General features: G+C 69.3%; 20 protein-coding genes. 6 read left to right on the top strand and 14 right to left on the bottom strand.

The genetic code is table 11. The annotated features are described in order from the left end of the window. Positions 1–200 precede the first annotated feature (200 nt). The 4 genes from ACGH52_RS38490 to ACGH52_RS38475 form a co-directional block, all read right to left on the bottom strand. On the bottom strand, positions 201–818 hold the full coding sequence (locus tag ACGH52_RS38490) for a TetR/AcrR family transcriptional regulator (RefSeq protein ID WP_121702499.1): 618 nt from the start codon (positions 816–818) through the stop codon (positions 201–203). Between the two features lie 1,177 nt (positions 819–1,995). Next, positions 1,996–2,439 (bottom strand): VOC family protein, encoded by a 444-nt coding sequence (locus tag ACGH52_RS38485; protein ID WP_121702501.1) that lies wholly within the window; start codon positions 2,437–2,439, stop codon positions 1,996–1,998. A gap of 404 nt (positions 2,440–2,843) precedes the next feature. Next, positions 2,844–3,551 carry a response regulator gene (locus tag ACGH52_RS38480; protein WP_399947030.1) on the bottom strand — a complete coding sequence of 236 codons (708 nt, stop codon included), beginning with the start codon at positions 3,549–3,551 and terminating at the stop codon, positions 2,844–2,846. 5 nt (positions 3,552–3,556) lie between these two features. Beyond that, positions 3,557–4,669, bottom strand: coding sequence for a sensor histidine kinase (locus tag ACGH52_RS38475; protein ID WP_399946351.1), 1,113 nt, complete (start codon positions 4,667–4,669; stop codon positions 3,557–3,559). 580 nt (positions 4,670–5,249) lie between these two features. On the opposite strand from ACGH52_RS38475, the gene ACGH52_RS38470 reads away from it, so the two are divergent. Then, positions 5,250–6,590: an epoxide hydrolase family protein gene (locus tag ACGH52_RS38470; protein WP_121701942.1), complete on the top strand. Its 1,341-nt coding sequence runs from the start codon at positions 5,250–5,252 to the stop codon at positions 6,588–6,590. Positions 6,591–7,079: 489 nt separating this feature from the next. Here the strand turns inward: ACGH52_RS38470 and ACGH52_RS38465 are convergent, their stop codons facing one another. Continuing rightward, on the bottom strand, positions 7,080–7,778 hold the full coding sequence (locus ACGH52_RS38465) for an SDR family oxidoreductase (RefSeq protein WP_121701943.1): 699 nt from the start codon (positions 7,776–7,778) through the stop codon (positions 7,080–7,082). A 167-nt stretch (positions 7,779–7,945) separates the two neighbouring features. On the opposite strand from ACGH52_RS38465, the gene ACGH52_RS38460 reads away from it, so the two are divergent. Then, on the top strand, positions 7,946–8,650 hold the full coding sequence (locus ACGH52_RS38460) for a helix-turn-helix domain-containing protein (RefSeq protein WP_210975763.1): 705 nt from the start codon (positions 7,946–7,948) through the stop codon (positions 8,648–8,650). Positions 8,651–8,761: 111 nt separating this feature from the next. Beyond that, entirely contained in the window at positions 8,762–9,217 is a 456-nt protein-coding gene (locus tag ACGH52_RS38455) for a thioesterase family protein (protein WP_121701945.1), read from the top strand. A gap of 15 nt (positions 9,218–9,232) precedes the next feature. On the opposite strand, the gene ACGH52_RS38450 is transcribed toward ACGH52_RS38455, so the two are convergent. From ACGH52_RS38450 to ACGH52_RS38430, 5 genes are read right to left on the bottom strand one after another with little or no spacing between them, the layout of a single operon-like run. Next, positions 9,233–9,859: an isochorismatase family cysteine hydrolase gene (locus ACGH52_RS38450; RefSeq protein WP_121701946.1), complete on the bottom strand. Its 627-nt coding sequence runs from the start codon at positions 9,857–9,859 to the stop codon at positions 9,233–9,235. A 31-nt stretch (positions 9,860–9,890) separates the two neighbouring features. Beyond that, entirely contained in the window at positions 9,891–10,412 is a 522-nt protein-coding gene (locus ACGH52_RS38445) for a lipocalin-like domain-containing protein (protein WP_121701947.1), read from the bottom strand. Beyond that, a complete protein-coding gene (locus ACGH52_RS38440; protein ID WP_121701948.1) occupies positions 10,409–12,616 on the bottom strand; it encodes a xanthine dehydrogenase family protein molybdopterin-binding subunit in 2,208 nt (735 codons plus the stop codon). The genes ACGH52_RS38445 and ACGH52_RS38440 overlap by 4 nt, the downstream gene beginning before the upstream one ends. Next, on the bottom strand, positions 12,613–13,611 hold the full coding sequence (locus ACGH52_RS38435) for a xanthine dehydrogenase family protein subunit M (RefSeq protein WP_238696729.1): 999 nt from the start codon (positions 13,609–13,611) through the stop codon (positions 12,613–12,615). Before ACGH52_RS38435 ends, ACGH52_RS38440 begins: the two co-directional genes overlap by 4 nt. Further along, the gene (locus ACGH52_RS38430; protein WP_121701949.1) at positions 13,589–14,104 is read right to left on the bottom strand and encodes a (2Fe-2S)-binding protein; all 516 of its coding nucleotides are present in this window, start codon (positions 14,102–14,104) and stop codon (positions 13,589–13,591) included. The genes ACGH52_RS38435 and ACGH52_RS38430 overlap by 23 nt, the downstream gene beginning before the upstream one ends. Positions 14,105–14,643: 539 nt before the next feature. On the opposite strand from ACGH52_RS38430, the gene secY reads away from it, so the two are divergent. From secY to gndA, 3 genes are all read left to right on the top strand, one after another. Next, positions 14,644–15,951 carry a preprotein translocase subunit SecY gene (gene secY / locus ACGH52_RS38425; protein WP_121701950.1) on the top strand — a complete coding sequence of 436 codons (1,308 nt, stop codon included), beginning with the start codon at positions 14,644–14,646 and terminating at the stop codon, positions 15,949–15,951. A gap of 255 nt (positions 15,952–16,206) precedes the next feature. Next, a complete protein-coding gene (locus ACGH52_RS38420; protein ID WP_193777594.1) occupies positions 16,207–16,863 on the top strand; it encodes a DsbA family protein in 657 nt (218 codons plus the stop codon). Between the two features lie 84 nt (positions 16,864–16,947). Beyond that, the gene (gene gndA / locus ACGH52_RS38415; RefSeq protein ID WP_059297023.1) at positions 16,948–18,387 is read left to right on the top strand and encodes an NADP-dependent phosphogluconate dehydrogenase; all 1,440 of its coding nucleotides are present in this window, start codon (positions 16,948–16,950) and stop codon (positions 18,385–18,387) included. A gap of 138 nt (positions 18,388–18,525) precedes the next feature. On the opposite strand, the gene ACGH52_RS38410 is transcribed toward gndA, so the two are convergent. The 4 genes from ACGH52_RS38410 to ACGH52_RS38395 form a co-directional block, all read right to left on the bottom strand. Beyond that, the gene (locus ACGH52_RS38410; RefSeq protein ID WP_121702430.1) at positions 18,526–19,521 is read right to left on the bottom strand and encodes a D-cysteine desulfhydrase family protein; all 996 of its coding nucleotides are present in this window, start codon (positions 19,519–19,521) and stop codon (positions 18,526–18,528) included. Positions 19,522–19,806: 285 nt separating this feature from the next. After that, positions 19,807–21,729: a glycogen debranching N-terminal domain-containing protein gene (locus ACGH52_RS38405; RefSeq protein WP_399946342.1), complete on the bottom strand. Its 1,923-nt coding sequence runs from the start codon at positions 21,727–21,729 to the stop codon at positions 19,807–19,809. Then, positions 21,726–23,090: an MGH1-like glycoside hydrolase domain-containing protein gene (locus ACGH52_RS38400; protein WP_121702427.1), complete on the bottom strand. Its 1,365-nt coding sequence runs from the start codon at positions 23,088–23,090 to the stop codon at positions 21,726–21,728. The genes ACGH52_RS38405 and ACGH52_RS38400 overlap by 4 nt, the downstream gene beginning before the upstream one ends. Continuing rightward, positions 23,087–23,887 (bottom strand): sugar phosphate isomerase/epimerase family protein, encoded by an 801-nt coding sequence (locus ACGH52_RS38395; RefSeq protein WP_210975760.1) that lies wholly within the window; start codon positions 23,885–23,887, stop codon positions 23,087–23,089. The genes ACGH52_RS38400 and ACGH52_RS38395 overlap by 4 nt, the downstream gene beginning before the upstream one ends. Positions 23,888–23,906: the final 19 nt, after the last annotated feature.

The raw sequence follows: 23,906 nt of genomic DNA, 5'->3' as shown, positions 1-23,906 counted from the left end.
CGATTCACGGTGGTGCGCGGACGGGAGAGGCCGTGAAGTACCCGGAGGACGCGGATCACCCGGCGAGGCTGCGGCGTGTCCGTCTGCCCGGAACGATTCGGCGGCTGGCCGGGAAGCCCGAGCTGACTGCTGGCCGCCGGCTCGTGGCCGGCCTGGGCTCGGGCAGGCCGGCAGACGATTCCGCCCACGCGCACGCGCCGTCAGGAGACCTCGGCGGGCTCCAGGTCGCGCGCGCCCAGCAGGGCCAGGCAGTTCGGCCACAAGGTGCTGAGCTGTGACGTGTTGTTGTAGAGCTTGGCGAAGAGCACCTGGCCCTCGAGCTGCGCGACCACGGCACGCGCGGCTTCGCGCGGGTCCGCGACCGAGATGTCGCCCCGGCCCAGAGCCTCGGTGATGGTCGCCTCGACCATGTCCACCTGCGCCTCGAAGATCTCCTGGAGGCGCTCGCGGACGGAATCCGTCTGGTTGCTCATCTCCAGCGAGAGATTGCCGAACATGCAGCCGGAAACCACTCCGCAGCTGTCCTGGCCCTCCCGCTGGCGGCTCTCGGTCGCCGCGAAAAGTCCCCGCAGACGCTGCAAGGGCTCGTCATCGCTGGTCAGGATGTGCTGCCAGTCCCGCATCTCAGCCGTCCACTGCTCGTCGATGACAGCGAGTGCGAGAGATTCCTTGGACTCGTAGAAGTAGTAGAAGCTGCCCTTCGGCACCCCGGCCGCCTTGCAGATCTCGGCCACGCCCAGCGCCGAGTAGCCCCGGTGCTCAAGCAGTGACTGAGCAGCCGTGAGAATCTTTTCCTTTGCATCGCTCGTTCGCCCCATGCGTTCAGTATACGACCGACCGACTATTTGCGTCGGGTCGTCTTTCGACCGGCACCTCTCCCCATGTCCGGTGGGCCTTGAGGTGTTCCGGTGTCGGGGCCGCCGCCAGTGATCGTCCCGCCTGCCGGTGAACCTTCGAGCACTCCCGATGCGTTACTCCTGTGGAAGGAGCCTCGCCTTCCGTGACGTCCTCCTCCGTCGCGGACAGGCCCTCGCCGTCACCTTTCGCGGCGATCGGTCCACGCGAGGCACGTCGCCGCCCCGCGACACAGCGGGCCGGGAGGCCGATGCCGTCCTCACGTCCCCGGATCAATGCCCTGCGGCTCCGGAGCGAGCCGATCTCTCCTGCCCGCTCTGTGGGCCCGCTGTACCGGTGGGAGGCAAACACGCAACGAGACTCATGTCTGGGTAGAGCCGGCAATGTACAAGCCACAGTCATTCATTCATCGGCATCCGGCAGTGAAAACGCCGTTCCGCAAAGTCTTCGACGGGAAGGAGCGCGCACGAGGTCCCGCCTGGCCCCTGATGTGTCTCGCAGCCGCCGCCCTCGGGGCTCTGATGGTCCTCGGGGCGATAGCCGTGAGTAAACCGGAGGCGGGCCCGAGCGCTGCCGGCCCGTCCTTTCACAGGGGCTCGGTCTGCAAGTCACTCTCCGACCCGAGGTACGAGGTGTCGTGCGCCAGGGCCTCCTTCGGTGATGTCCGCTTCAACTGCACCACCGGACGTCTGGGCAGGTGTCCGGACACCACCGCGGTCACTTTGCGTAACGTGAGTAGTACCCCGGTCAGCATCTTCCTGGTAAGTGGCCGGGGTAACAACGGCCGAGAGCAATCGCACCCATCCGTCCTCGGGCCCGACCGCACCGTGACCCTCCGTCCGCCTCCGCACGCCACCTACTTGTTCGACATCGTCGTGCGGTCGATGAGAAAGGGCGTCGGCGCTGTGGAAGTGATGGCGGTCGGGTGATGAGCGGGGTGTCCGGCCGGCGTCCGTCCCCGCGGCCACATGCAGGGTCGTCGGCACGAACCGGTGGTGAGCACGTCCGCCGACCGGCCCGCGTCCGGGACTGCCGCCGTCGGCGAGGGCAGGGCCGCTCGCCCTCAGTCGAGTGACGCAGCCCGCGTACGAGCGGCCTGCCGGACGGGGCTGGGCCCCACCCGGCCCGGCGGCCGCGGGCTCACCGTCCGGGAAGCCGGGTGGTGATCTCCTGCAGGGCCCATCCGTTGCCGTCGGGGTCGGTGAAGGTGGCGAAGGAGCCGTAGCTGGCGCGTTCGGGGGCGAGGCCGCTGACGCGTCCTTCCTCGGTGCCGCGGTGGAAGACCCCGCCTGCGTCGTGGAAGATCTCGCTCATGTCGATGCCGCGGTCGACGAGTTCGGCGTGGGCTGCCTCGATGTCGGAGACGATGAGGTGCAGGCCCTGCTGTGAGCCGGGTGCGGCGGTGGTGACTCCGGTGCCGAAGAGGATGGAGCACTGGGAGCCGGGGGGCGTCAGGTGCACTACGCGGTAGCTGTCGTCGGCGACGTAGTCGACGTCCAGGCGGAAGCCGGCCTTCTCGTAGAAGGCCTTGGCCCGGTCGACGTCGGAGACGGGCAGCACCACAACTTCGAGCTTCAGATCCATCTTCGCTTCCCTTTCGTGGACGGAGGAGCGCACCGGGACACGTCACCGGTGCATGGCTGACCACCGCGCACGCCATCGTCACCGGCCGCAAAGGTGATGACATCGGCTCGCGTCTGGCTCCCCTGCTTCCCGAGGAGACAGCTTCAGGCGCGACTGCGGAGCCGCAGGCGGATGACCACCCGCGCGAGCCTAGGCGGTCGACGGTCCCCGGCCTGTCATGCGCGCTGCGCATCGTGTGGCGCTTGAGCCGAATGCCGTACGGGTGGCGGACTTGCACGGGGCAAGGGACACGAACCTCGGCCGGCCGCCGGAGCGGTAACGCCGCGCACGACAGGCTCGACATTCATCTGAGCGGTGGGCGAGTGATCGGTGCGTCGGACATCGGGGGTGCAGGCCCGCGACGACTACCGCGGTCCGCTGCGGTAGACGAGAAGCGCGATCTGCACGCGGTTGTTGAGACCCAGTTTGCTCAGGATGTGGGACACATGCGCCTTGACCGTAGGCACACTCATGTACAGAGCGGCGGCGATCTGCGCGTTGGTCTTCCCCTCACCGATGGCGACAGCTACTTCACGTTCGCGGGTGCCGAGCCGGCCCAGCAGCTGCCTGGCATGCTGCTCCCCTTCCGGATCGGTGGGCAGCGTTCCGACGCCGGTGCGTGGCATCGGCGCGGTCTCCTGGGGCGAGGTCACAGCGGCGATGAGCTGGTGGAGGGCGTCGGGCGAGAGTACTGCCTCGCCTTCGGCCGCTCTGCGGAGCGCGGTCACGATGTCCTCGGGCTGGGTGTGTTTCAGCAGGAAGCCCGTCGCGCCGGCCTGCAGGGCACGCAGCACATAGCTGTCGGTCGTGAACGTGGTGAGCATGATGATCTCGGGCGCGTTCGGGCGGGCCCGCAGAATGCGGGCGGCCTCGATGCCGTCCATGGTGGGCATGCGGATGTCCATGAGGACCAGGTCGGGGGCGTGCGCATCGACGAGAGCGGGCACCTCTTGGCCGTCGGACGCCTCGGCCACCACCAGAATGTCCTCTGCGGCCCCTAGCATCATGCGCAGTCCGGCGCGGACCAGAGCGTCGTCGTCGGCGAGAAGTACGCGGATCACTTTGCTCTCCAGAGGGTTCACGCATTCCACGGCAGCCGGGCCAGCACCGAATGCCGACCCGCATCCGCACCATAGGTGAGCTGCCCGCCGGCCAGGGACGCGCGCTCTGCCAGTCCGATGAGACCCAGACCCGCACCCCCGGGCGCACCTTGAGCCCGGGGCCTACCGAGAGTATTGACGATCTCCAGCGTGAGTCCCTCTCCAGGCGCCCCGGCCAGCGCGACCCGTACCGCCTCGCCGGGGGCGTGCTTCCGGGCGTTGGTCAGGGCTTCCTGGACGATTCGGTAGACGGTGCGGCTGGTGAAATCGTCGAGCTGGTCCGCCTGTGTGAGCCGCACGTCCACCTCGACGTCCATGCCGGCCCCTCGGTTTTCCGCGATGAGGTGCTGCAGGTCGCCCAGTGTGGGCTGCGGTGGTTCGGCACGGTCGGTGGCGTCAGCAGTGAGCGGTGTGCGCAGTACGCCGAGGACCTGCCGCAGATCCTCCATCGCCTGGCGCGCGCTGACGGCGACCACCTCGGCGGCCTGCTGGATCTGCTCGGCCGGTGCGTGAGGATTGAATTTCAGCGCTCCGGCGTGAACGCTCAGGAGGGAGAGCCGGTGGGCGAGGACGTCGTGCATTTCACGGGCGATTGCCTCCCGCTCACGATGCCGGGCCTGTGCCGCGTTCAGCTCGGATTCCTGTTCGGCCCGCAGGGCACGCTCGCGCAGTGTGCGTACGAAGAGGCCCCAGCCCACCGATCCGAGCACCACCAGGGTGCCGCTGACCGCCGCGGCCATGTCCGGTGAGTCGAACGTCCCCTTCACAGTGAGGCACAGCGGAATCGGCAGGAGGCTCGCTGCCGTCGTCCAGCGTGTCGTAGGAGTGTCGCACCGGGAGGCGACGGTGAAGAGGGCGATCGCCGCCGCAGGAACGGCGGGCAGGAGGGTGCACAGCCCGATCAGGACCACCGCAACCAGCGCGGGCCGGCTGCGCCGCCACCACAGCAGACAGCAGGAGAGGAGGACGGCCAGCAACGGCACGCTGAGGGACAGACTCATCACCCCGGGTGCTAGGTCCACCCCTCTGCTGGTGAGCAGCTGCGGATACAACCGCAGGTCCGCGCGGTCCGCGTACAGCGCGGTGACCACGGTCGCTGCCGCCGAGGCCCCGATTACCGCCGCGTCGCGCAGGACGGCTCGCCCGGGGCGGCATGGATTGTTCTGATGCACGAGTCAGCAACCTACGTCGGACTGCTGCGCCGGAGCCAGCCATTCCGCAATGCTTCGAGTGCATCTATACCAAGGTATAGGGAGGGTCATGGGGAGCGTCGCCTTCGCTTGCGGCGGCCCTTCTCGTGGTTATACTTGCCTGGTCAAGTAAAAGTGCGCCAGCCGCCGAGCGGGTGATCGCCGGCGTGCCGAAGTGGTCTTCTGGTGGCATCGACTCGTCACCGGCTTGACCGGTGATGCCATTGGTGTCATGATCGCTGCAATGTCGGACGCGATCCAGTCGGAACACGGGGTCGCCGCTTCCATCCAGGTCGACGGGGTCCTTCGCTCACGAGCCAGTGGTCCACGCACACCGTGCGTGTGTACCGGCGCGACGGACAGGTCGACACAATTCCCCGGGTCAGGCAGCCGTTCGCCCGTCGCAGTGCGGACCGAGCGCCCGGTCCAGTCATCCCATCGCTCGCGAACTGCGTGTCGCGAGCGAGAAAAGGAGTTCCCGATGAGCACGACCGAAGGCACCGGTCGGCACTACACCGGTCGGCGTCGCTTCCTCGGAATCGCGGCAGGCGCCGTCGCCGCCACGCAGATCGGCCTGCCCGGGCAGGCTCAGGCGGCGGCAGGGCCCGGGGCCGATAGTGCTTCACCGCACGTGGCGAAGCCGATCCCCGGAATCCGCCCCTTCCGGATCAAGGTTCCGCAGCGAGACGTCAACGAACTCCGGCGTCGGGTGAGGGAGACCCGCTGGCCCGACAAGGAGACCGTCGGCGACCGGTCCCAGGGTGCTCAACTGGCCCGGCTGCGCCCGCTCGTCGAGTACTGGGGCAGCGGCTACAACTGGCGCAAGGTCGAGTCCAGGCTGAACGCGCTGCCGCAGTTCATCACCGAGATCGACGGGCTGGACATCCAGTTCGCACACATCCGTTCACCGCACGAGGACGCCCTGCCGCTGCTGATGACGCACGGATGGCCCGGCTCGATCATCGAGCTTCTGAAGATCATCGGCCCGCTGACCGACCCGACGGCCCATGGAGGGCGAGCCGAGGACGCCTTCCACCTCGTCCTTCCGACGCTGCCCGGTTACGGCTTCTCGGGCAAGCCGACCACCACCGGGTGGAACCCGGCCCGGGTGGCGGGTGCGTTCCACGAACTCATGCTTCGCCTCGGCTACGAGCGTTACGTCTCCCAGGGAGGCGACTGGGGTGCCATCATCTCGGAGCTGCTGGCGGTTCAGCGTCCGGAAGGGCTCCTGGGCATTCACATCAACATGCCCGGAACGGTGCCGCAGGACGTGCTCCGGCACCTTCGCAACTTCGATCCGGCGCCCTTCAGCCTCTCGGATCGCGAGAAGGTCGCCTACGACCGGCTGCTGCACTTCTACCGGGACGGCTTCGGCTACGCCGCGATGATGAACCAGAGTGCGCAGACCATCGGATACGCCCTCGCCGACTCCCCGGTCGCGATGGCGGCGTACTACTACGACAAGTTCGCAGAATGGACCGACTCCGGTGGCAAGCCGGAAAAGGTCCTGACCTACGACGAGATGCTCGACGCGATCTCGCTCTACTGGTTCACCAACACCGGTGCGTCCTCGTCGCGGTTGTACTGGGAGGGCGCACAAGCCGGCGGCGGCCCCTTCGACGCCTTCGACATCCCCACCCTCCCTGTCGCGGTCACGGTGTTCCCGGGCGAGATCTACCGCGCACCCCGCAGCTGGGGCGAGAAGGCATTCGGCAACCTCGTCCACTGGAACGAGGTCGACAAGGGCGGTCACTTCGCCGCATGGGAGCAGCCGGACCTGCTGTCGCGGGAGATCCGCACGGCCTTCAGGACACTGCGTTAGGGCCTGTCTGACAAGTCGCGTCGTCGCCCGAAGGGCGGCCTCGCGGCGTCAGGTGCGTGCTCTGGGGGTCCCCCCGGCCGGAGGCTGGGGGAGTGCCGGCCCCAGACCCGCGTACCGGTTGTACTCGGGTCTGGGGCCGGTGCGGCGAGTGGGGGTGCCCCCTCCGGGGGAGCGTGCATGGCGTCGCGAGGCAGACGGGAATCGTCAGACAGGCCCCAGGACGGTCTACCCGGCGTGGCAGCACTCGCCCCGGGTGCGCAGGCGCCTCGGCACACTTCATGTGCCGAGGCGCCGTTGTGCGCGTGGGGCGGTAAGCCGGGGGAGGGGCCGGGACGAAGCGGTCGTGATGAGTGACGCATGCGCTGGTCCGCGTGGCGGGGCCGCGGCCGCGGCACCAGGCCGCCGGCGAGGTTGCCCCGCGGCCGGCGATCGTCCGTCCCCGGCTCCGTGGTGCCGCTTCCACTCGGCCGGGCCAGGGGGAGCGGCGTCTCAGGCTTGTGACGGCGTGACTATGGGCGCCGACAGGCCGGCCTTGGCGGCTCGCGTCTCTTCGTCGGCCAGGACTTCCAGCTGGTCGTGCTTCAGGGCACCCATGGTCAAGTCGGCCACCAGCTCGGGACTGATCTTCGGGGCGTCGGTCCAGGCGCTGAGGTCGGTGTCCACGAATCCGGTGTGCACTCCGATCACCAGAGTGCCCTGGGCGTGCAAGCCCTTACGAAGCGCGTCCGTCAGCGACCACTGCGCGGCCTTGGAGGCCGCGTAACCGGGGAACTGGGGCTGGCCGACCCAGGAAGCCAGCGAGAGCATGTTGACCACTGCGCCCCCTCCCTTGCCGGCCAGGATGGGGGCGAAGGCCCTGGCCACCGCCCAGGTGCCGAAGTAGTTGACGTCCATGGCCTGGCGGGCGCCGTCGAAGGGGCCGGTCAGGAGCTGCGTGCTGGATCCGCCGACACCCGCGTTGTTGATCACGATGGACACATCGTTCGCGATCTTCGCGGCGGCGGCCACGCTGTCCGCGTCGGTAACGTCCAGGCGCAGTGGAACGGCGTCCGGGTCCGTCACCGAAGCCGGGTTTCGCGCCGCCGCGTACACCTTCTCGGCCCCTTGGTCCAGCAGGGCCCGGACGAAGGCGCGCCCGATGCCGCGGTTGGCTCCCGTCACGATTGCGACTGATCCCTTGATCTCCATGATTCGTCCCCTTGAAACACGTCCGGACCGGACGTGTGCTCGGCATATGTTGGTGATGCGCGGTCGCGGAGTGTGGGCCTGTCCGGGCGCCTTTGACCGTTGCGGCAGGTGTGTGCGGTGAGTTGTGCGGTGCGGCCCGCCTCGCGAGAAGAACGTGTGACACCTGCATGTCTACTTTTCGTGAGGCTAACATCTGGATTGATATTTGCAAGTCAGATGCCGGGATTGCTGGACCACCATCGGCAGGAGTGGCGAACCTCACCTCGGTTGCAAAATGCAAGTCAAGCGGTAGACTCGGAGCTCTGAGGAGCAGGGGAAGGCGCGGTCGGCCCCGCACGACCGGGAGGTGGGTGTTGGCTGCCAGGCAGCATCGGTCCGGGCAAGACGAGGACGAGCCGGCGTGTTCCGTTGAGCGCAGTCTGCAGGTTCTCGGCGAGCGCTGGTCGTTCCTCGTACTTCGCGAGATCTTTGCCGGACGGCACCGCTTCGCCGAGATGCAGGCGTCTTTGGGCATCGCCTCCAACCTGCTCAGTGCCCGCCTGAAGTCGCTGGTCGCGGCGGACGTACTGTGCACGCGGACCTACCAGGAGCCCGGCAGCAGGCCGCGGCAGAGCTACCACCTGACCGACTCCGGACGCGAACTGCGGGTGGTTCTCCTGGCACTCCAGCAGTGGGGCGACCGCCACCGGGCGCGGCCGTCCGGCCCCTCGGTCCTGCGACGGACGCGTGGGGACGGCCGTTGCGTCCACGTCGGCTTCGTCGACGACGACGGTCAAGCGGTTTCCCAGAACGAGCTCCTCATGGTCCCCAACCCGTCGTCGGTGATGAGTGGATGTCCGGGCGAGCGGCCCGACGCCGAGACCTCGGACTGAATCCGGTAACGCGCGGGTGCAATCGCCGGAACCGAGGGCCTCAGCGGCAGACAGCGCTGACCGCGTTGAAGAACTGCAGGATGCATGTCCCGAACAGTCAGAAGGAACGCGATGACCGCAACCGCCCGGACCGCTGCCGCGAAGCTTGCCGGGGGCGTCCTGATACCGCTGAGCGTCCATTTCGACGACCTGGACGCCATGGGCATGCTGCACAACAGCCATTACCAGGTACTCGTGGAACGGGCGTGGGTCGCCTTTTGGCAGGGGCACGGTCTGATCAACGCCGGACGTCCCAGCGGGGACAGCTTCAACGTGGTCAAGGCGTTCAGCGTCAACCATGAACTGCCCGTCCTGAAACCCGGAGAGTACGCCGTACACCTCTGGACGCAGCACGTGGGAACCACCTCGGTCACCGCCGGCTTCAGGGTGTGCTCCGCCGACGGTGCCACGACTTATGCGCACGGCACCCGGACCGCTGTGCGCATCGACGACACCACTCTGAGGCCGACGCCCTGGTCCGCCGAGGTCCGCGCCCTTGCCGAGTCGATCGCCCTGCCGCCGGAATGAGTTCACAGCGCTCTGCTAGCGCGCGTTCTCCAGGGCCAGCAGCAAATCCTTGGTCGTCGTGATGCTGTGGGCGAACGTGGGCCCGTTGAGTTCGTGCGCCGAGTGCATCATCTCGGGCTTGAAAGCGGCGGTGGCGTCACGGACGAGGGTGACGTGATAGCCGAGCTCCATGGCGTAACGACCGGTGGACTCGATGCACGAGTTGGCGAGCAGGCCGATGATGACGACGTGTGTGATGCCGTGCTGTTTGAGCTGGAAGTCCAGATCGGTGTTGGCGAAACCGCTCTGCGCCCAGTGCTCCTTGATGACCACGTCGGTCTCGGCCGGCTGAAAATCAGGGTGGAACTCACCACCCCACGTCCCCCGCGCGAACGAGTGGCGGTGGCGGACGGCCTGCTGGGTCGGGTTGGGATAGGCCCAGTCGTCATAGTCACCTTCCTCCCAGCGGCGGTGAGGGACGAAGAAGAGCTGGAGCCCGCCCTCGCGGCCGGCGGCGACGATGGCACGCAGATGGTTCAGCAGGTCGACTTCCCGCGCCACGTGCTCCAGGGCCGGCCACAGCTTGCCGCCCTCGGAGAGGAAGTCGTTGTAGGGATCGACCAGACAGATGGCCGTGCGGGCCCGCTCGTACTCTTCAGTCATGGCAGCCTGCCAGTGTAGAGATATGGGGACATCACATCGGCGGATCGCGCAGTGCGTCGTCTGCCGAAGAAGAGGTGTTCGCCTGCGCCCGGTGCCAAGTGAGCACGCCCGTGCGCGTGCGGCCCCAGATCTGCGCCGGTTCGGTCAGCGCCAGCTCCAAGGTGCCTCCCGCCATGCGGGCTACGCGCAGCTGGGCATGACCTGTCCAGTTCGGGAAGAGACTCAGCGCGACCTGGTGAACCACCGTGCGGTCGTCGCGAACGTGGAACGGACCGGCGTAGGCCAGGTAATGACGGGCCGCATCGGCCAGTTCCTCCGGCTGGCCCGATTCCAGGCGGTTCCCATCGAACGGAGGTCTGTCCGGTGCCGCGATCTGGGCGGACATATACCCGTCGGCCGCGTACATGAGCAGACCCAGGGGCCGCTTCCCGAACGGGTGGACGACCTCGCCGTCGTCGACGGCGACGGCCTCGTAGGAGACCAGCCGCCACGTCCCGACCAGCGCGGCCCGCAAGTGCGCCGCCGTCGTCTCGTCCTCCGTCCGTCCGTTCACAGCAGCATGTCCAGGGTGATGGGCAGGGAACGGATCCGTCGGCCCGTTGCGTGGTACACGGCGTTGGCGATCGCCGGAGCGATGCCGACCAGCCCGATCTCCCCGATGCCCTTGGTCCCGATCGGATTGGCCGGGTCGGGAACGCCTACGAAGGCGACCTGCATGTCGGGGACGTCGGCGTTGACCGGGACGATGTAGTCCCCGAGCGTGGCGTTGGCGACGCGGCCCGTTCCGGCGTCGCTCACGGCCTCCTCCAGCAGGCCCATGCCGATGCCGCCGACCGTCCCGCCGATGATCTGGCTCTCCGCCATCTTCTCGTTGAGGATGCGGCCTCCGTCGATGACGGAGACGGCCCGGGCCACGCGCAGCCGCCCCAGGTCCGGGTCCACCTGGACCTCCACGTACTTCGCCCCGAAGGCACCTGCGGGGGCCATCCCCAGTTCCTGCGGCTTGGCCGGTGTGCTCTCTCCGGTGGCCGTCAGTTCGGAGAGCCCGCTACGGGCGAGTATCCGGGCATAGGATTCCGACCTCGTCGGATCGTCACGCCGGCGCAGGCCCCCCGCACCGACCTCGACCTCCTCCAGGGAACACCCGTACAACGGGGAGTCGGGGTCCTCGGCCACGAGCGCGAGGACGTCACCGACGAGGCGGCGGCACGCCTCGTGGACGGCACTGCCCACTGAGCTGGTCAGGCCCGATCCGCCGGTCTGTGGAGCCGCGGGCATGGACGAGTCGCCGAGCCCGAAGGTGACGCGTTCGACGTCGAGGCCAAGCAACTCCGCCGACAACTGCACGAAGACCGTGTACGCCCCGTTGCCGATCTCGGTCCCGGCACTGCACACGTACGCGGTGCCGTCCTGGCGCACCGTCGCACGCGCCGCACAGCGTGCCCGGAACCACGGATAGCCGACCGCGGCCAGACCGTACCCGACGAGCATGTCGCCGTCGCGCATCGACCGGGGCTCCGGTGTGCGCCGGGACCATCCGAAGAGCTCCGCGCCATGGACGAGGCACTCGCGGAGCCCGCGGCTGGACCAGGGGAGCCCGAGCTGCGGATGGGTGGTGGCATCGTTGCGCAGCCGAAGCTCCAGGGGGTCCATGCCGAGTTCGACGGCCAACTCGTCGACGGCGCACTCGAGCGCGTAGTTGCCCGTCGCCGCACCCGGCCCTCGCATGGAGTTCGGCACGGGGATGTTCAGCCGGGCCTGCTGGTCCCGGGTGGACACGTTGGGACACGCGTAGGCCGCGGCGGACACGGTGGCCGTCGGCTCGAAGTTGTCGTCGTCCATCGCCGTGGCGGTGAGGGCCTCGTGATCGATGGCCGTCAGTATGCCGTCGCTCGTCGCGCCGAGCAGAAGCCGCTGTTTTCCCTTGGGCCGGTGGCCGCAGGCGGTGAACATCTGAGGGCGGGTGAGGACCAGCTTCACCGGTCGGCCGGTCGTCCTGGAGGCCAGTGCCGCCAGGACGACGTGCGGCCAGACGCGCAGGCCGGCGCCGAATCCGCCGCCCACGTACGGTGCCGAGATGTTGACGGCGTCCAGCGGGAGGTCGAAGGCCGCGGCGACGGAGGTGTGCTCGAGAGTGGCCCACTGCGTCGAATTGTTGATCAGCAGGACACCGTTCTCCCACCGGGCGACGGTGGTGAGCGGGCCCATGGGGTTGTTCGTGTTGTCGCGGGTGAGGTAGGTACGGTCCACCACGACGTCGGCGGCGGCCAGGCCCTGTGCCACGTCACCCCGCTGTGCGTCCCGCCCCCAGGGATTGGTCCTGCGCTCCGCGCGCGGATCGTCCAGGTCGAGGATCGCCTCCTCGTGGGTGTAGGACACGTGGACCAGGGCGGCGGCCTCCGTGGCTTCCTCGAACGTCTCCGCGACGACCACGGCCACGTGCTGACCGTAGTGATGGACCACGTCGTCCTGCAGCGGAGCCGGGGGCGAGACGCCCAGAGGTGTCACGGGCGCGCGTCGCAGAGGCCCGGCGTTCAGATGCGTGAGGACCGAGATCACGCCCGGAGCGTTCTCGGCCTCCGAGGTGTCGATGCCGGAGATCCGTCCCGCGCCGATCGTGCTGCCCACGGCGACGGCGTGCACCATCCCCGGGTAGGAGAAGTCGTTGGGGTACGGTGCCCTGCCGGCCACCTTCAGCGGCCCCTCGACGCGGTCACGTGCGGCACCGAGAAGCTGCGGCCGGGATAGCGTCGTCATGAGTTCACTCCCGTGACGGACTGCAGCGACCGCACCAGCGTTCGCTGCGCCAGTTCCACCTTGAAAGCGTTCTGCGGACGGGGGTCGGCGCCCGCCACCGCCGCGTGCGCGGCGGTCCGGAACAGCGCGACGCTCGCCTCGGCCCCGGTCAGCAGGGCCTCGGCCTCGACGGCACGCCAGGGAACCGTTGCGACTCCGCCCAGGGCTACTCGAGCCGACTCGACCCTGGTGTCCCGCATGGTGACGGCCACGGCCGCGGAGGCCAGGGCGAACTCGTAGCTCGCACGGTCGCGCACCTTCAGATAATGCGAGCGGGCCTCTTGCGGGAGAAGGGGTACATCGATGGCGGTGATCAGTTCGCCGGGGCGAAGGTCGTTCTCCACCGAGGGGTCCTCGCCCGGGACGCGGTAGAAACCGGTGAGGGGGATGGCCCGGGCCCCTTCGGCACCGGTCACGTGGACGGTCGCGTCCAGGGCGACCAGGGTCACCGCCAGGTCGGAGGCGTGGGTCGCGATGCAGGATGTGCTCGTACCCAGCACGGCACTCGTGCGGTGCGCACCCGTGATGGCGCCGCAGCCCGAACCGGGCGCCCTCTTGTTGCAGGTCGCGACGGTCCGGTCGCGGAAGTACCGGCACCGGGTGCGTTGCAGCAGGTTTCCGCCGATGGTGGCCATGTTGCGCAGTTGTACGGATGCGCTGCGCAGCAACGCCTCCCGGACGAACGGCAGCCTTCGACTCACCACCGGATCGGCCGCGAGTTCTTCCATCGTCGTGAGCGACCCGACGATCAGTCTGTCTTCGTGATGCTCGATGCCTCTGAGGGGCAGGCGTGTGATGTCGATCAGGCGGCTGGGCCGCAGAACGCCGTCCTTCATCAGGTCGAGCTGTGTCGTGCCGCCGGCGAGATAGGCGGCGGAGCCGTCAGTCCCTGCTTCGCCGATCGCCTCGGTGAGAGCGCCGGCGCGCACGTACTCAAAGGGTTGCACCGCGATCACCAGCCACCTGTTGGATGGCGGAAACGATGTTCTGGTAGGCGCCGCAGCGGCAGATGTTCCCGCTCATGTACTCACGGATTTCGTCGGCGGAGCCGGCCCGTCCCTCTTCCAGCAGAGCGAGGGCGGACATGATCTGTCCCGGAGTGCAGTAGCCGCACTGGAACCCGTCGTGCTGAAGGAAGGCGGATTGGAGGGGGTGCGGAGTCTCCTCGTCGCCGACACCCTCGATCGTCGTCACCTGCCGGTCCTGGCACTGGGCGGCGAGGGTGAGGCACGAGAGGACACGTTTGCCGTCCACATGCACCGTGCACGCGCCGCAGGCACCCTGGTCGCAGCCCTTCTTGGTACCGGTCAGGCCAAGCCTGTCCCTCAGCACGTCCAGGAGCGTCACTCGTGTGTCGACCCGTACGGCGTGTTCCTCACCGTTGACGTGCAGTGTGAACTCGGCCTGCGAAACCCGCTGGTCAGTGGGGGAGTCCACCCCGAATGCCATGGCACTTCCGCCCTTCGTGTTGCCGCAGTCCTGCTGGTGCCAACGAGGTGACTGACTCGGCCCCTGGGTGCGCATGGCTCGCCCGCCGCCGAGGAGTTGGTTGGCGTCATGACCCGATACGGCATGATTCGACCAGATTACGGGCACGGGGCGATTCCGGCATCCGGGGGAGGTCCCGTCGGGTCCTGTCACCCGCCGACCGTCGTGCGGGGACACGTCCTTGTCGGTGTGGACGGCATGCCTGCTCGCTCCGGGGGACCTCATCGGCGTGTAATCGTCCCGGGTCCGCTGTTGTCCGTACGGTACGAGCCCATGGACTCCCCGGTCGGCCGCGGGGCGGATTCCCACGGGCCGGTGCGGAGATCCTGGCCGCCAGGACGGGCCGGTCGCGCCCGGTTCGTGCAGCATGGGCCGAAGGAGCCGCGGACCGGCATCCTCCGGCCTCGCAGGCCGGGCCGACGGTGGTTACCCGGACGCGGTGGAACCACCGCACCACACGCTGTCCGTCCCCATGCCTGGCCCGCAAAAGAGGAAATATCGTGCTGAACGCGTTCGCGCAGGTGTTCAAGACCCCTGACTTGCGTAAGAAGTTGGCCTTCACCCTGGGAATTATTGTGCTCTTCCGGCTCGGCTCACACGTGCCGATCCCGGGAGTCGACTACCAGAAGGTCCAATCCTGCGTGGATTCCGTTTCGGAGTCGGGTGGAATCCTCGGACTGGTCAACCTGTTCAGTGGTGGAGCGCTCCTGCAGATCACGGTATTTGCTCTTGGTATTCTTCCCTACATCACCGCGAGCATCATTCTCCAGTTGCTCACGGCGGTGATTCCGAGGCTTGAGGCACTCAAGAAGGAAGGACCGTCGGGGCAGGCGAAAATCACGCAGTACAGTCGGTACCTCACAGTGGCACTCGCCGTCCTGCAGGGGACAGGACTCGTAGCGACCGCCCGCAACGGCGCCTTGTTCCCCAACTGCAGAGACGCCTCGCAGATCGTGCCGGACGATTCCATCTTCGTCACCGTGGTCATGGTCGTGACGATCACCGCAGGTACAGCGTGCGTCATGTGGTTCGGCGAGCTCATCACCGAGCGTGGTGTCGGCAACGGGATGTCCCTGCTGATCTTCCTCTCGATCGCCTCCACCCTTCCCGGGGCGCTTTGGGCGGTGAAGCAGGAGAGCACCCTCGCCGGGGGATGGCTCGCCTTCGGTATCGTCCTGTTGGTGGGATTCGTCATGGTCGGCCTGGTCGTCTTCGTGGAGCAGGCGCAACGCCGCATTCCTGTTCAGTATGCGAAGCGAATGGTCGGCCGCAAGGCGTACGGCGGCACGGCCACCTATATTCCGTTGAAGGTCAACCAGGCCGGCGTGGTCCCCGTCATCTTCGCCTCGTCGCTGCTCTATATTCCTGCCCTTGTGGCGCAGTTCGCCGGGTCGGGTTCCGGCTGGTCGACGTGGATCACGAATAATCTCAGTAAAGGGAATCATCCCTACTACGTGGCGCTCTACTTCCTCCTGATCGTCTTCTTCGCCTTCTTTTATGTAGCGATCACCTTCAATCCGGAGGAGATCTCTGGAAATATCAAGCAGGCTGGGGGGTTCGTGCCGGGAATCCGCGCCGGGAAGGCTACGGCTCAGTACCTGGGATATGTCCTCAACAGGCTTACCTGGCCCGGATCGATTTACCTCGGATTGATCGCGCTCGTGCCGACGGTCGCGCTCGGGAATTTCGGCAGTTCCAATCAGCTCACGGGGACCAGCATCCTGATCATCGTGAGTGTGGGACTGGAGACCGTCAAGCAGATCAGCAGTCAGGTCGAACAGCATCGCTATGAGGGATTCCTGCGTTGAGGAACGGGCCGAGCGATCCAGTTGCCGGGCTCTCGGCCTGCCGACGCCCGCGGCTCGCCGCACCCTTGTATAGCCGACCGGTCATCTATGGGTTAGGGTGTCCAGATGCTCAGCCGACCGGCCCAACGGAGCCGAGTCGGCTGACCGGGCCGCACGACATGCACCGTCGGTCCGCACCAATGCTCTTGACGGCCGCCCGTCCGTTCGGGATCCGGGCGACGACGAACCGGGCTGCAACAGCCCTAGGAGTTTCCCGTGAACACAGCTGCAACCACCCCTGCTTCGCCCGGCACCGTGGAGTTCTGGTTCGATCCCGTGTGCCCGTGGACCTGGCTGACCTCGCGCTGGATGCTGGAAGTGGTCGAGACCCGGTCCGTCCAGGTGACCTGGAACGTCATGAGTCTGTCCGTCCTGAACGAGAACCGTCTGGACGAGCTGCCGGAGCGTATCCGCGTACTGATGGGCGAGGCGTGGGCACCGGTGAGGGTTCTTACCGCAGCGAGTCTGAGCTACGGTCCCGAGATACTCGAACCCTTGTACACCGCTTTGGGCACCCGCTACCACCTGCAGCAGCGACCCAAGGACAGGGAGACACTGGAAGCCGCACTGCTCGACGTGGGCCTGCCGGCGGACCTGGCAGACGCGGGCGACGGGGACCAGTACGACGACGAACTGCGCGCTTCCCACCACAGAGGCATCACCCTCGTCGGCCAGGACGTCGGCAGCCCGATCATTGCCGTTCCCGGACCTGGTGCGGCCGTAGACCCGGTCGCGTTCTTCGGACCCGTCGTGAGTCCCGCGCCCAGGGGCGAGGAGGCGGCCCGGCTGTGGGACGCCGTGCTCACCGCCGCTTCCATGCCGGGGTTCTACGAGATCAAGCGCACCCGTGCCGACAGCCCCGACTTCGGCTGATCCGCGTCCCGCGCCCCGCAGGGGTCAGCGAACGTTCTCACCACGGACACGACCCGCCACACCACTGTCTGAGGAGCCATCCCAATGAGTACTACAGCGCAGATCGGCGTCACGGGTCTCGCGGTCATGGGCCGCAACCTCGCCCGCAACTTCGCCCGCAACGGCTACACGGTCGCGGTGCACAACCGGACCGCGTCGCGCACGCACGCGTTGGTGGAGGAGTTCGGCGGTGAGGGCGACTTCGTCGCGACCGAGACCGCCAAGGAGTTCGTGGCAGCCCTTGAGCGGCCGCGGCGCCTGGTGATCATGGTGAAGGCCGGTGACCCGACCGACGCGGTGATCCGGGAGTTCGCCCCGCTCCTCGAACCCGGGGACATGATCATCGACGGGGGCAACGCGCACTTCGCGGACACCCGGCGCCGGGAGCGCGAACTGCGCGAGCAGGGCATCCACTTCGTGGGCACCGGCATCTCCGGCGGTGAGGAGGGCGCGCTGCACGGGCCGAGCATCATGCCGGGCGGCTCGAAGGAGTCGTACGAGTCGCTGGGCCCGATGCTGGAGAAGATCTCGGCGAAGGCTGCGGACGGGGCGCCCTGTGTGACGCACGTCGGTCCCGACGGCGCCGGGCACTTCGTGAAGATGGTGCACAACGGCATCGAGTACGCCGACATGCAGCTGATCGGCGAGGCGTACCAGCTGCTGCGGGACGTCGCCGGGTACGCCCCCGCGCAGATCGCGGAGATCTTCCGCACCTGGAACACCGGACGCCTGGACTCGTACCTGATCGAGATCACGGCGGAGGTGCTGTCGCACGTGGACGCGGCGACGGGCAAGCCGTTCGTGGACGTGGTGGTCGACCAGGCGGAGCAGAAGGGCACGGGCCGCTGGACCGTGCAGATCGCCCTGGACCTGGGAGTGCCGGTGTCCGGCATCGCGGAGGCCGTCTTCGCCCGCTCCCTGTCCGGTCACGCGGCGCTGCGCGAGGCCTCACGCGGCCTGGCGGGCCCGAAGGCGGCGCCGCTCGGGGAGTCGGAGGCGGCCGCCTTCGCCGACCGCGTCGAGCAGGCGCTGTACGCGTCGAAGATCGTGTCCTACACACAGGGCTTCCACGAGATCGCGGCGGGCAGCGAGGAGTACGGCTGGGACATCGACCTGGGCGCGGTCTCCGCGATCTGGCGCGGCGGCTGCATCATCCGGGCGGCCTTCCTGGACCGGATCCGCGCCGCGTACGACGCCCGGCCCGACCTGCCGAGTCTGCTGTCGGACGAGACCTTCGCCCAGGAGATCGCCGCCGCGCAGGACGACTGGCGCGAGGTCCTGGTGGCGGCGACCCGGCAGGGCGTACCGACGCCGGGATTCGCCGCCGCCCTCGCCTACTACGACGCCCTGCGCGCCGAGCGGCTGCCCGCCGCGCTGACCCAGGGGCAGCGGGACTTCTTCGGGGCGCACACCTACCGCAGGACGGACCGGGACGGCGCCTTCCACACGCTGTGGGGCGGGGACCGGTCGGAGGTCACCGCGTAGGGGCAGCCGTCGCGCGATCCGCCTGGTCGCCGTGCCACGGTGCGGTGACCAGGCGGATCCGTCCGCGGATCCGTCCCACGGCTCGCACGGCCGGGCCGGCTGCCGGTCCGCGGACGTAGCGGCGCGGACGCCGGGCCGTCAGCGCGCGCGGCTTCGGGCGGCCAAGTCCGCCGCGGTCGCTTCCATCGCACCGGAGTGTCCGAAGAGGCCGGGAAGGCCGCCCGTGTGCAGGAGGACGGTACGTCGCCCGGGGGTGATGTCGCCGTCGGCGACGGCCGCGACGAGACCGGCTACTGCCCGCCCCGTGTAGACGGGGTCGAGGACGATGCCCTCCGTGCGAGCGGTGCGGTTCAGGGCCTCCATGACCGGTCCCGTCAACGTGCCGTAGCTGTCGCCGACCTGGTCCGTACGCAGCCGCAGCGAGTCCGGTGAGAGGAGTGCGCCGGACAGCTCGGAGGCCAGCGCGGCCACGGTGCCGACCGGATCGCCCACGGCACCGCAGTGGACTCCGAGAACGCGCTGAGGACCGAGCACGTGCACAAGGCCGGCCATGGTGCCGCCGGACCCCACGGCGACGACGACAGTATCCAGGCCCGGGTCCTGCAGGAGTAGTTCGTGGCCGCAGGAGACGTACCCGCGGGCCCCCAGCGCATTGGACCCTCCGAACGGGATGACGGCCGGTCGGGCGCCCTCGGCCCGCAGTCGTGAGGCGATCTCGTCGGCCGCGGCGGTGAGCGTCGGGCCGTCCACGGCACCGGCCCAGACGCAGGTGGTGCCGAACAGCGCGTCCAGGGCGAGATTGCCCCCGGCCGCCGTGTCAGGGGTGCCCGCCAGTACCAGTACGGTCTCAAGGCCGAGGCGTGCGCCTGCTGCCGCCGTCAATCGGGCGTGGTTGCTCTGTGGTGCGCCGGTCGTCACCAGGTGGGTGGCTCCCTCGGCGACAGCCGCACCGCACAGCCACTCGAGTTTGCGGATCTTGTTGCCGCCGCCGCCCAGACCCACCAGGTCGTCGCGTTTGACCCAGAGGTCTTCGGCGCCGAGACCGAGTGACTCGGCCAGCCGCGGCATGGGTTCCAGCGGGGTCGGCCAGGTGCCGAGCCGGACGGGCTGCGGAACATCGCTCAGAAGGGTCATGATCATATGATCACGCCTTGATTGCTCCGCGCGTACCCTCCTGGGCCGAAGTCCACCCGCGGGACCGGCCGCGGCCACCGCCGCCCTGGGGGCGACTTGCCCAGGGGCAGGTTCCGGAAGGAGGAGACGTTCCGAGCCGGAGCCACCCGCGCCGGGCCGGCCGGTCAAGATCGCGTCCTCGTGTTCGTCCCTCTCCGGCCGCTGGGTGGTGGGGCGCTGCGACGAGGCCGAGGAGGCGCAGGCCGGCGACGCAGGCGAACGCCACACCGGTCACGGTGACGGGCCTCATCGCTCCTGTTCCAGAGCCGTGCGCAGGGCCAGTGGGGTGGCGGCCGCCCAGGCCTGCGGTGAGCAGGAGTGGGGGTACGGGACCGGTCCGGCGGTGGCCGAGCGGTCGTAACCGGCGAGGACCTCGGGCAGGCGGTACTCGTGGCCGGCCGCCGCCGCGACGAGCCCTTCGGTGAGGAGGCGCAACTCGTCGGTGAGCCCCTGCCGGGCGAGACCGAGGGCGATGACGGCGTTGTCGTGCGGCCAGGCGCTGCCCCGGTGGTAGGAGAGCGGGTGGTAGGGCCGCTGTCCGGCGGCGAGGGTGCGGATCGCCCAGCCGGAGAAGAAGTCCGGCTCCAGCAGTCGCCGGCCCACCCGGCGGGCGCGTTCCGGGTCGAGGATGCCCGACCACAGCAGGTGTCCGGCGTCCGAGGCCAGTGCGTCGACCTGCCGGCCGGCCCCGTCCAGGGCGAGAGCCGGGAAGCCGGCCGCCGGCATCCAGAAGTCGACCGCGAAGCGGTTCCGCAGCCCGGACGCGGTCTCGCGCAACCGCCGCGCGTACGCCTCGTCCCGCCAGACGTCCTCGGCGAGTCCGGCCGTGCGCAGCAGCGCGTCGTAGGCGTAACCCTGTGCCTCGGAGACGGCGATGGGGCCTTCGGCCTGGGTGCCGTCGCGGAAGCAGATGGCGCCCGCGGAGTCCTTCCAGTTCTGGTTGACCAGTCCGCCGGGGTCGGGGGTGTAGACGAGGTACCCGTGCTCGTCCAGGCCGCCGTCGGTCAGCATCCAGTCGACGGCGCGCCGGGCATGCGTCTCCAGGCGGAGGGCGAGCGAGGGGTCACCGGTCTTCTCGTGGTGGGCGTGGAGCAGGACGAGGAAGAGCGGGGTGGCGTCCACGGCGCCGTAGTAGCGGCCGTAGGGGACCTGGCGGAAGTGGGCGAGTTCGCCGTGCCGGGTCTCGTGGACGATGCGGCCGGGCTGTTCGCCGCTGAAGGTGTCGTGGCGCTCTCCCTGGGTGGCGGCGAGCGCGCTGAGCACGGCGGCCGCGGTCGCGGGCCGGTACGGCAGCAGGAAGTACGACGTCAGCAGGGAGTCGCGGCCGAACAGGGTGAGGAACCACGGGATGCCGGCGGCGGGGACGCGCAGGTCCTCGCCGTCGACGCCGGTGACCGGGATGGTCAGCAGGTCCAGGTCGGCCAGTCCGCGCTCGCAGGCGAGGGTCAGGTCGTCCGCCCCGTCCGCCTTCGTGGGCGCGGGTCCTCGCGTGGCCTGCTCGGCCGTGCCGGTGCGTGCAGGCCGGCCGTGGGGCCGGGCACGGACGGCCAGGTGCAGGTCGGCCGCGCCGTGGGCGTCGAGGGGGACGTGCCAGCTCAGCGTGCGGGCGGTGGCGCGGGTACCCGAGCGGGCCCGGGCGACCGCGTCCGGGGCGGGGCGGCAGACGACCTCGGTGCCGGCGTGCCAGTCCGCTCTGCGGTAGGAGAAGCGCAGTCCGTCGGTGGTGGCGCGGATCTCGCGTTCGGCGCCGGGCTTGTCGTACCGGCGGTCGTCCGCCCGGAGTTCGAAGAGGTCGGCGAAGTCGGTGTCGACGGTGAGGTCCACGCGGGCGGTCACCGCGTCGGGGCGGTTGCTGACCAGGCGCAGGTGTTCGGTGAACGTGCCCTCGGTGACGCTCTGCCGCCGGAAGACGGTGTAGGCGGGCGGGTTGTCCCGGGTGCCCTCGGGGGTCAGCACACAGGCGGCCGTGTCGTCGCCCTCCGGCGTGGCCGGCACCAGGGCCGCGGGGTCGGAACCGTCTACGGTGAGCTGCCAGCGGCTGAGGTGCCGGGCGTCCTGGAAGAACAGCCCGTCGGGCGTCGACCCGCGGTTGCCGGTGATCGCCCCCTCGGTCGTCAGACGGACGAAGGTGGCGTCCCGGACCAGCTGGATCCGTGTGTCGGCGGTCATGACCGGAACCCCTCGTGGTCGGCGCAGAGCAGGTCGAGCGCGAGCGCGGCGGTCCAGGAGAAGTGCCGGGTGCCGCGGCCTTCGCCGGTGTCCGGATCGATGTACTCGGCGAACCCGGAGCGCTGAGCCTGGTCGAGGAAGCCCCGGCGGATGCGCTCGGCATCCTCGAGGAGGCCGTGGGTGCGCAGGCCCCGCTCGATCAGCCAGGCGGTGTTGAACCAGGCCGGCCCGCGCCAGTAGCGGTGCTTGTCGAAGGCGTGTCCGGTGAGGTCGTAGCTGGGAACCAGGTGCGTGGCCCGGGCGCTGAAGCGGGGGCCGACGAGCGTGGCCCTCAGGCGGCGGACCATGTCCTCGGGCAGGCGCGGGACGAGCAGCGGGACCAGCCCGCTGACGCTCCCCTCGTCGACCAGGGTGTCGTCGTGCAGGTCGCGCACGCGGAACAGGCCCGCTTCCTCGTCCCAGAGCCGCTCCACCAGAGCGCGGGTGAGCCGCTCGGCCCGCCGGGTGTGCCGCTCGTGGGGCAGGCCCAGCTCGCGGGACATGGCGGCCAGGGCCAGTTCGCTCGTGATCAGCAGGGCGTTGAAGGAGGGGTCCTCCACGGCGAAGCGGTGCCGGGCGGCCCGGTCGTCGTAGCCGGCTTCGCGGTAGTCGGCGGCCAGCCGGACGTAACGGCCGTAGTCGAGGTCGGTGGGCCGGTCGGCCGGGTGGCCGTGGTCGAGGTCGGCGCGCCGGAACGTGTCGGGAGCGGCCGGTTCGACGCGCGTGAGGGCCCGGTCCCAGCAGGGGCTGTTGTCCATGCCGGGTTCCCACGGGTGCACGATGGCCGCCAGCCCTCGGCCGCCGAGGTCGCGGCGGGCGAGGAGGTAGTCGTGCCAGGCGGCCAGGCGGGGGTGGACGCGGGCGAGGAAGCCCCTGCGGCGGGACTCGACCGGGTCGGCCAGGTGCACCAGCCAGGCCGCCAGCGCGTGCACCGGCGGCTGGACGATGCCCGATGTCTGCGGAGCCGCCGGGGCACCGGCGGCCCGGCCCGCCCGGGAGGACTGCCAGAAGTCCGGGCTGGGGAAGTACGCGTCGGCGGCCACCGCCGGATTGAAGACGATGTGCGGGATGCGTCCGTCGGCCCACTGCGCGGCCAGCAGGGACTCCAGTTCGCGCTGGGCACGGCGCACCGAGAGGTGGCGCTGTCCGATGGCGATGAAGGCGCTGTCCCAGCTCCACTGGTGCGGGTAGAGGGTACGGGAGGGGACGGTGGAGGTGCCGGTCCAGTTGTCGATGAGGACCCGCGCCGCACCGCGCCGCAGGGTCAGGTCTGCGGGCGCGGTGGGCGCGGGCCGGTCCAGGAGGTGCGGGGGGGAGTTCACGCGCCGGACCTCTTGAGGAAGCCGGGGACGGAGCGCACGGCCTCCACGGGGTCGCCGGTGAGACGGCATTCGAGGGCGAGGTGGCCGTCGTAGCCGATGGTGTGCAGGGCGCCGAGCCAGGCGGGCCAGTCGAGGTGGCCGGCGCCGGGCTGGAAGCGGTTGGAGTCGGAGACCTGGGCGTGGCCGATGACGTCGGCGTGGGCGACGATCGCGGCGGCGGGGTCGGTCTCCTCGATGTTCATGTGGTAGCTGTCGATGCCGATCCGGACCGAGTCGAGGCCGACGGCGCGGATCAGGTCGGCGGCCTGGTCGAGCCGGTTGACCATGTGGTCCTCGTAGCGGTTGAGCGGCTCCAGGAAGAGCGTGACGCCCTCGCGGCGGGCGTGCTCGCCGAGTTCGGTGAGCCCGGCGAGGAGCACCTCGCGGTCCTCCTCCTCGGTGCGCGGCGGTGTGAAGGGCGGCAGGCGGCGGGAGAACATGCCGTACGAGGCGGGGGTCTGGGCGCCCACTCCGCCGATCTCCGCGATCACGGTGAGCTGGGACTTCATCTGGGCGACGGCGTCACGGCGCAGCTCCTCGTCGAAGGCGCCGAGGAAGTGCAGCATGTCGACGCAGACGGTGGGCATGACGATGCCGTCCTTGCGTGCCTGCCGCAGTTCCTCGCGCCGGGAGGCGAAGTGGAAGTCGCCCTTGCCGCGCAGTTCGATCGCGTCGTAGCCGGCCTGCTGGGCGAAGTCCCACTTGGCCTGGAGGGTGTCTCCGGGCAGGAGCTGTTCCTGTACCGCGGTCTTGAGCATGAGAGGGCCTTTCGGAGGG

It is taken from the genome of Streptomyces sp. BBFR25, assembly GCF_044590125.1.
Classification (GTDB): domain Bacteria; phylum Actinomycetota; class Actinomycetes; order Streptomycetales; family Streptomycetaceae; genus Streptomyces; species Streptomyces canus_D.
This window is presented reverse-complemented; position numbering and strand designations above follow the sequence as displayed.

Coding starts and splice junctions, on each gene's coding strand:
- ACGH52_RS38440 (WP_121701948.1), bottom strand. CDS start 12,616: ATGACGACGCTATCCCGGCCGCAGCTTCTCGGTGCCGCACGTGACCGC.
- ACGH52_RS38410 (WP_121702430.1), bottom strand. CDS start 19,521: ATGACCCTTCTGAGCGATGTTCCGCAGCCCGTCCGGCTCGGCACCTGG.
- ACGH52_RS38485 (WP_121702501.1), bottom strand. CDS start 2,439: ATGGATCTGAAGCTCGAAGTTGTGGTGCTGCCCGTCTCCGACGTCGAC.
- ACGH52_RS38465 (WP_121701943.1), bottom strand. CDS start 7,778: ATGGAGATCAAGGGATCAGTCGCAATCGTGACGGGAGCCAACCGCGGC.
- ACGH52_RS38455 (WP_121701945.1), top strand. CDS start 8,762: ATGACCGCAACCGCCCGGACCGCTGCCGCGAAGCTTGCCGGGGGCGTC.
- ACGH52_RS38430 (WP_121701949.1), bottom strand. CDS start 14,104: ATGGCATTCGGGGTGGACTCCCCCACTGACCAGCGGGTTTCGCAGGCC.
- ACGH52_RS38470 (WP_121701942.1), top strand. CDS start 5,250: ATGAGCACGACCGAAGGCACCGGTCGGCACTACACCGGTCGGCGTCGC.
- ACGH52_RS38395 (WP_210975760.1), bottom strand. CDS start 23,887: ATGCTCAAGACCGCGGTACAGGAACAGCTCCTGCCCGGAGACACCCTC.
- gndA (WP_059297023.1), top strand. CDS start 16,948: ATGAGTACTACAGCGCAGATCGGCGTCACGGGTCTCGCGGTCATGGGC.
- ACGH52_RS38460 (WP_210975763.1), top strand. CDS start 7,946: ATGTCTACTTTTCGTGAGGCTAACATCTGGATTGATATTTGCAAGTCA.
- ACGH52_RS38450 (WP_121701946.1), bottom strand. CDS start 9,859: ATGACTGAAGAGTACGAGCGGGCCCGCACGGCCATCTGTCTGGTCGAT.
- ACGH52_RS38490 (WP_121702499.1), bottom strand. CDS start 818: ATGGGGCGAACGAGCGATGCAAAGGAAAAGATTCTCACGGCTGCTCAG.
- ACGH52_RS38405 (WP_399946342.1), bottom strand. CDS start 21,729: ATGACCGCCGACACACGGATCCAGCTGGTCCGGGACGCCACCTTCGTC.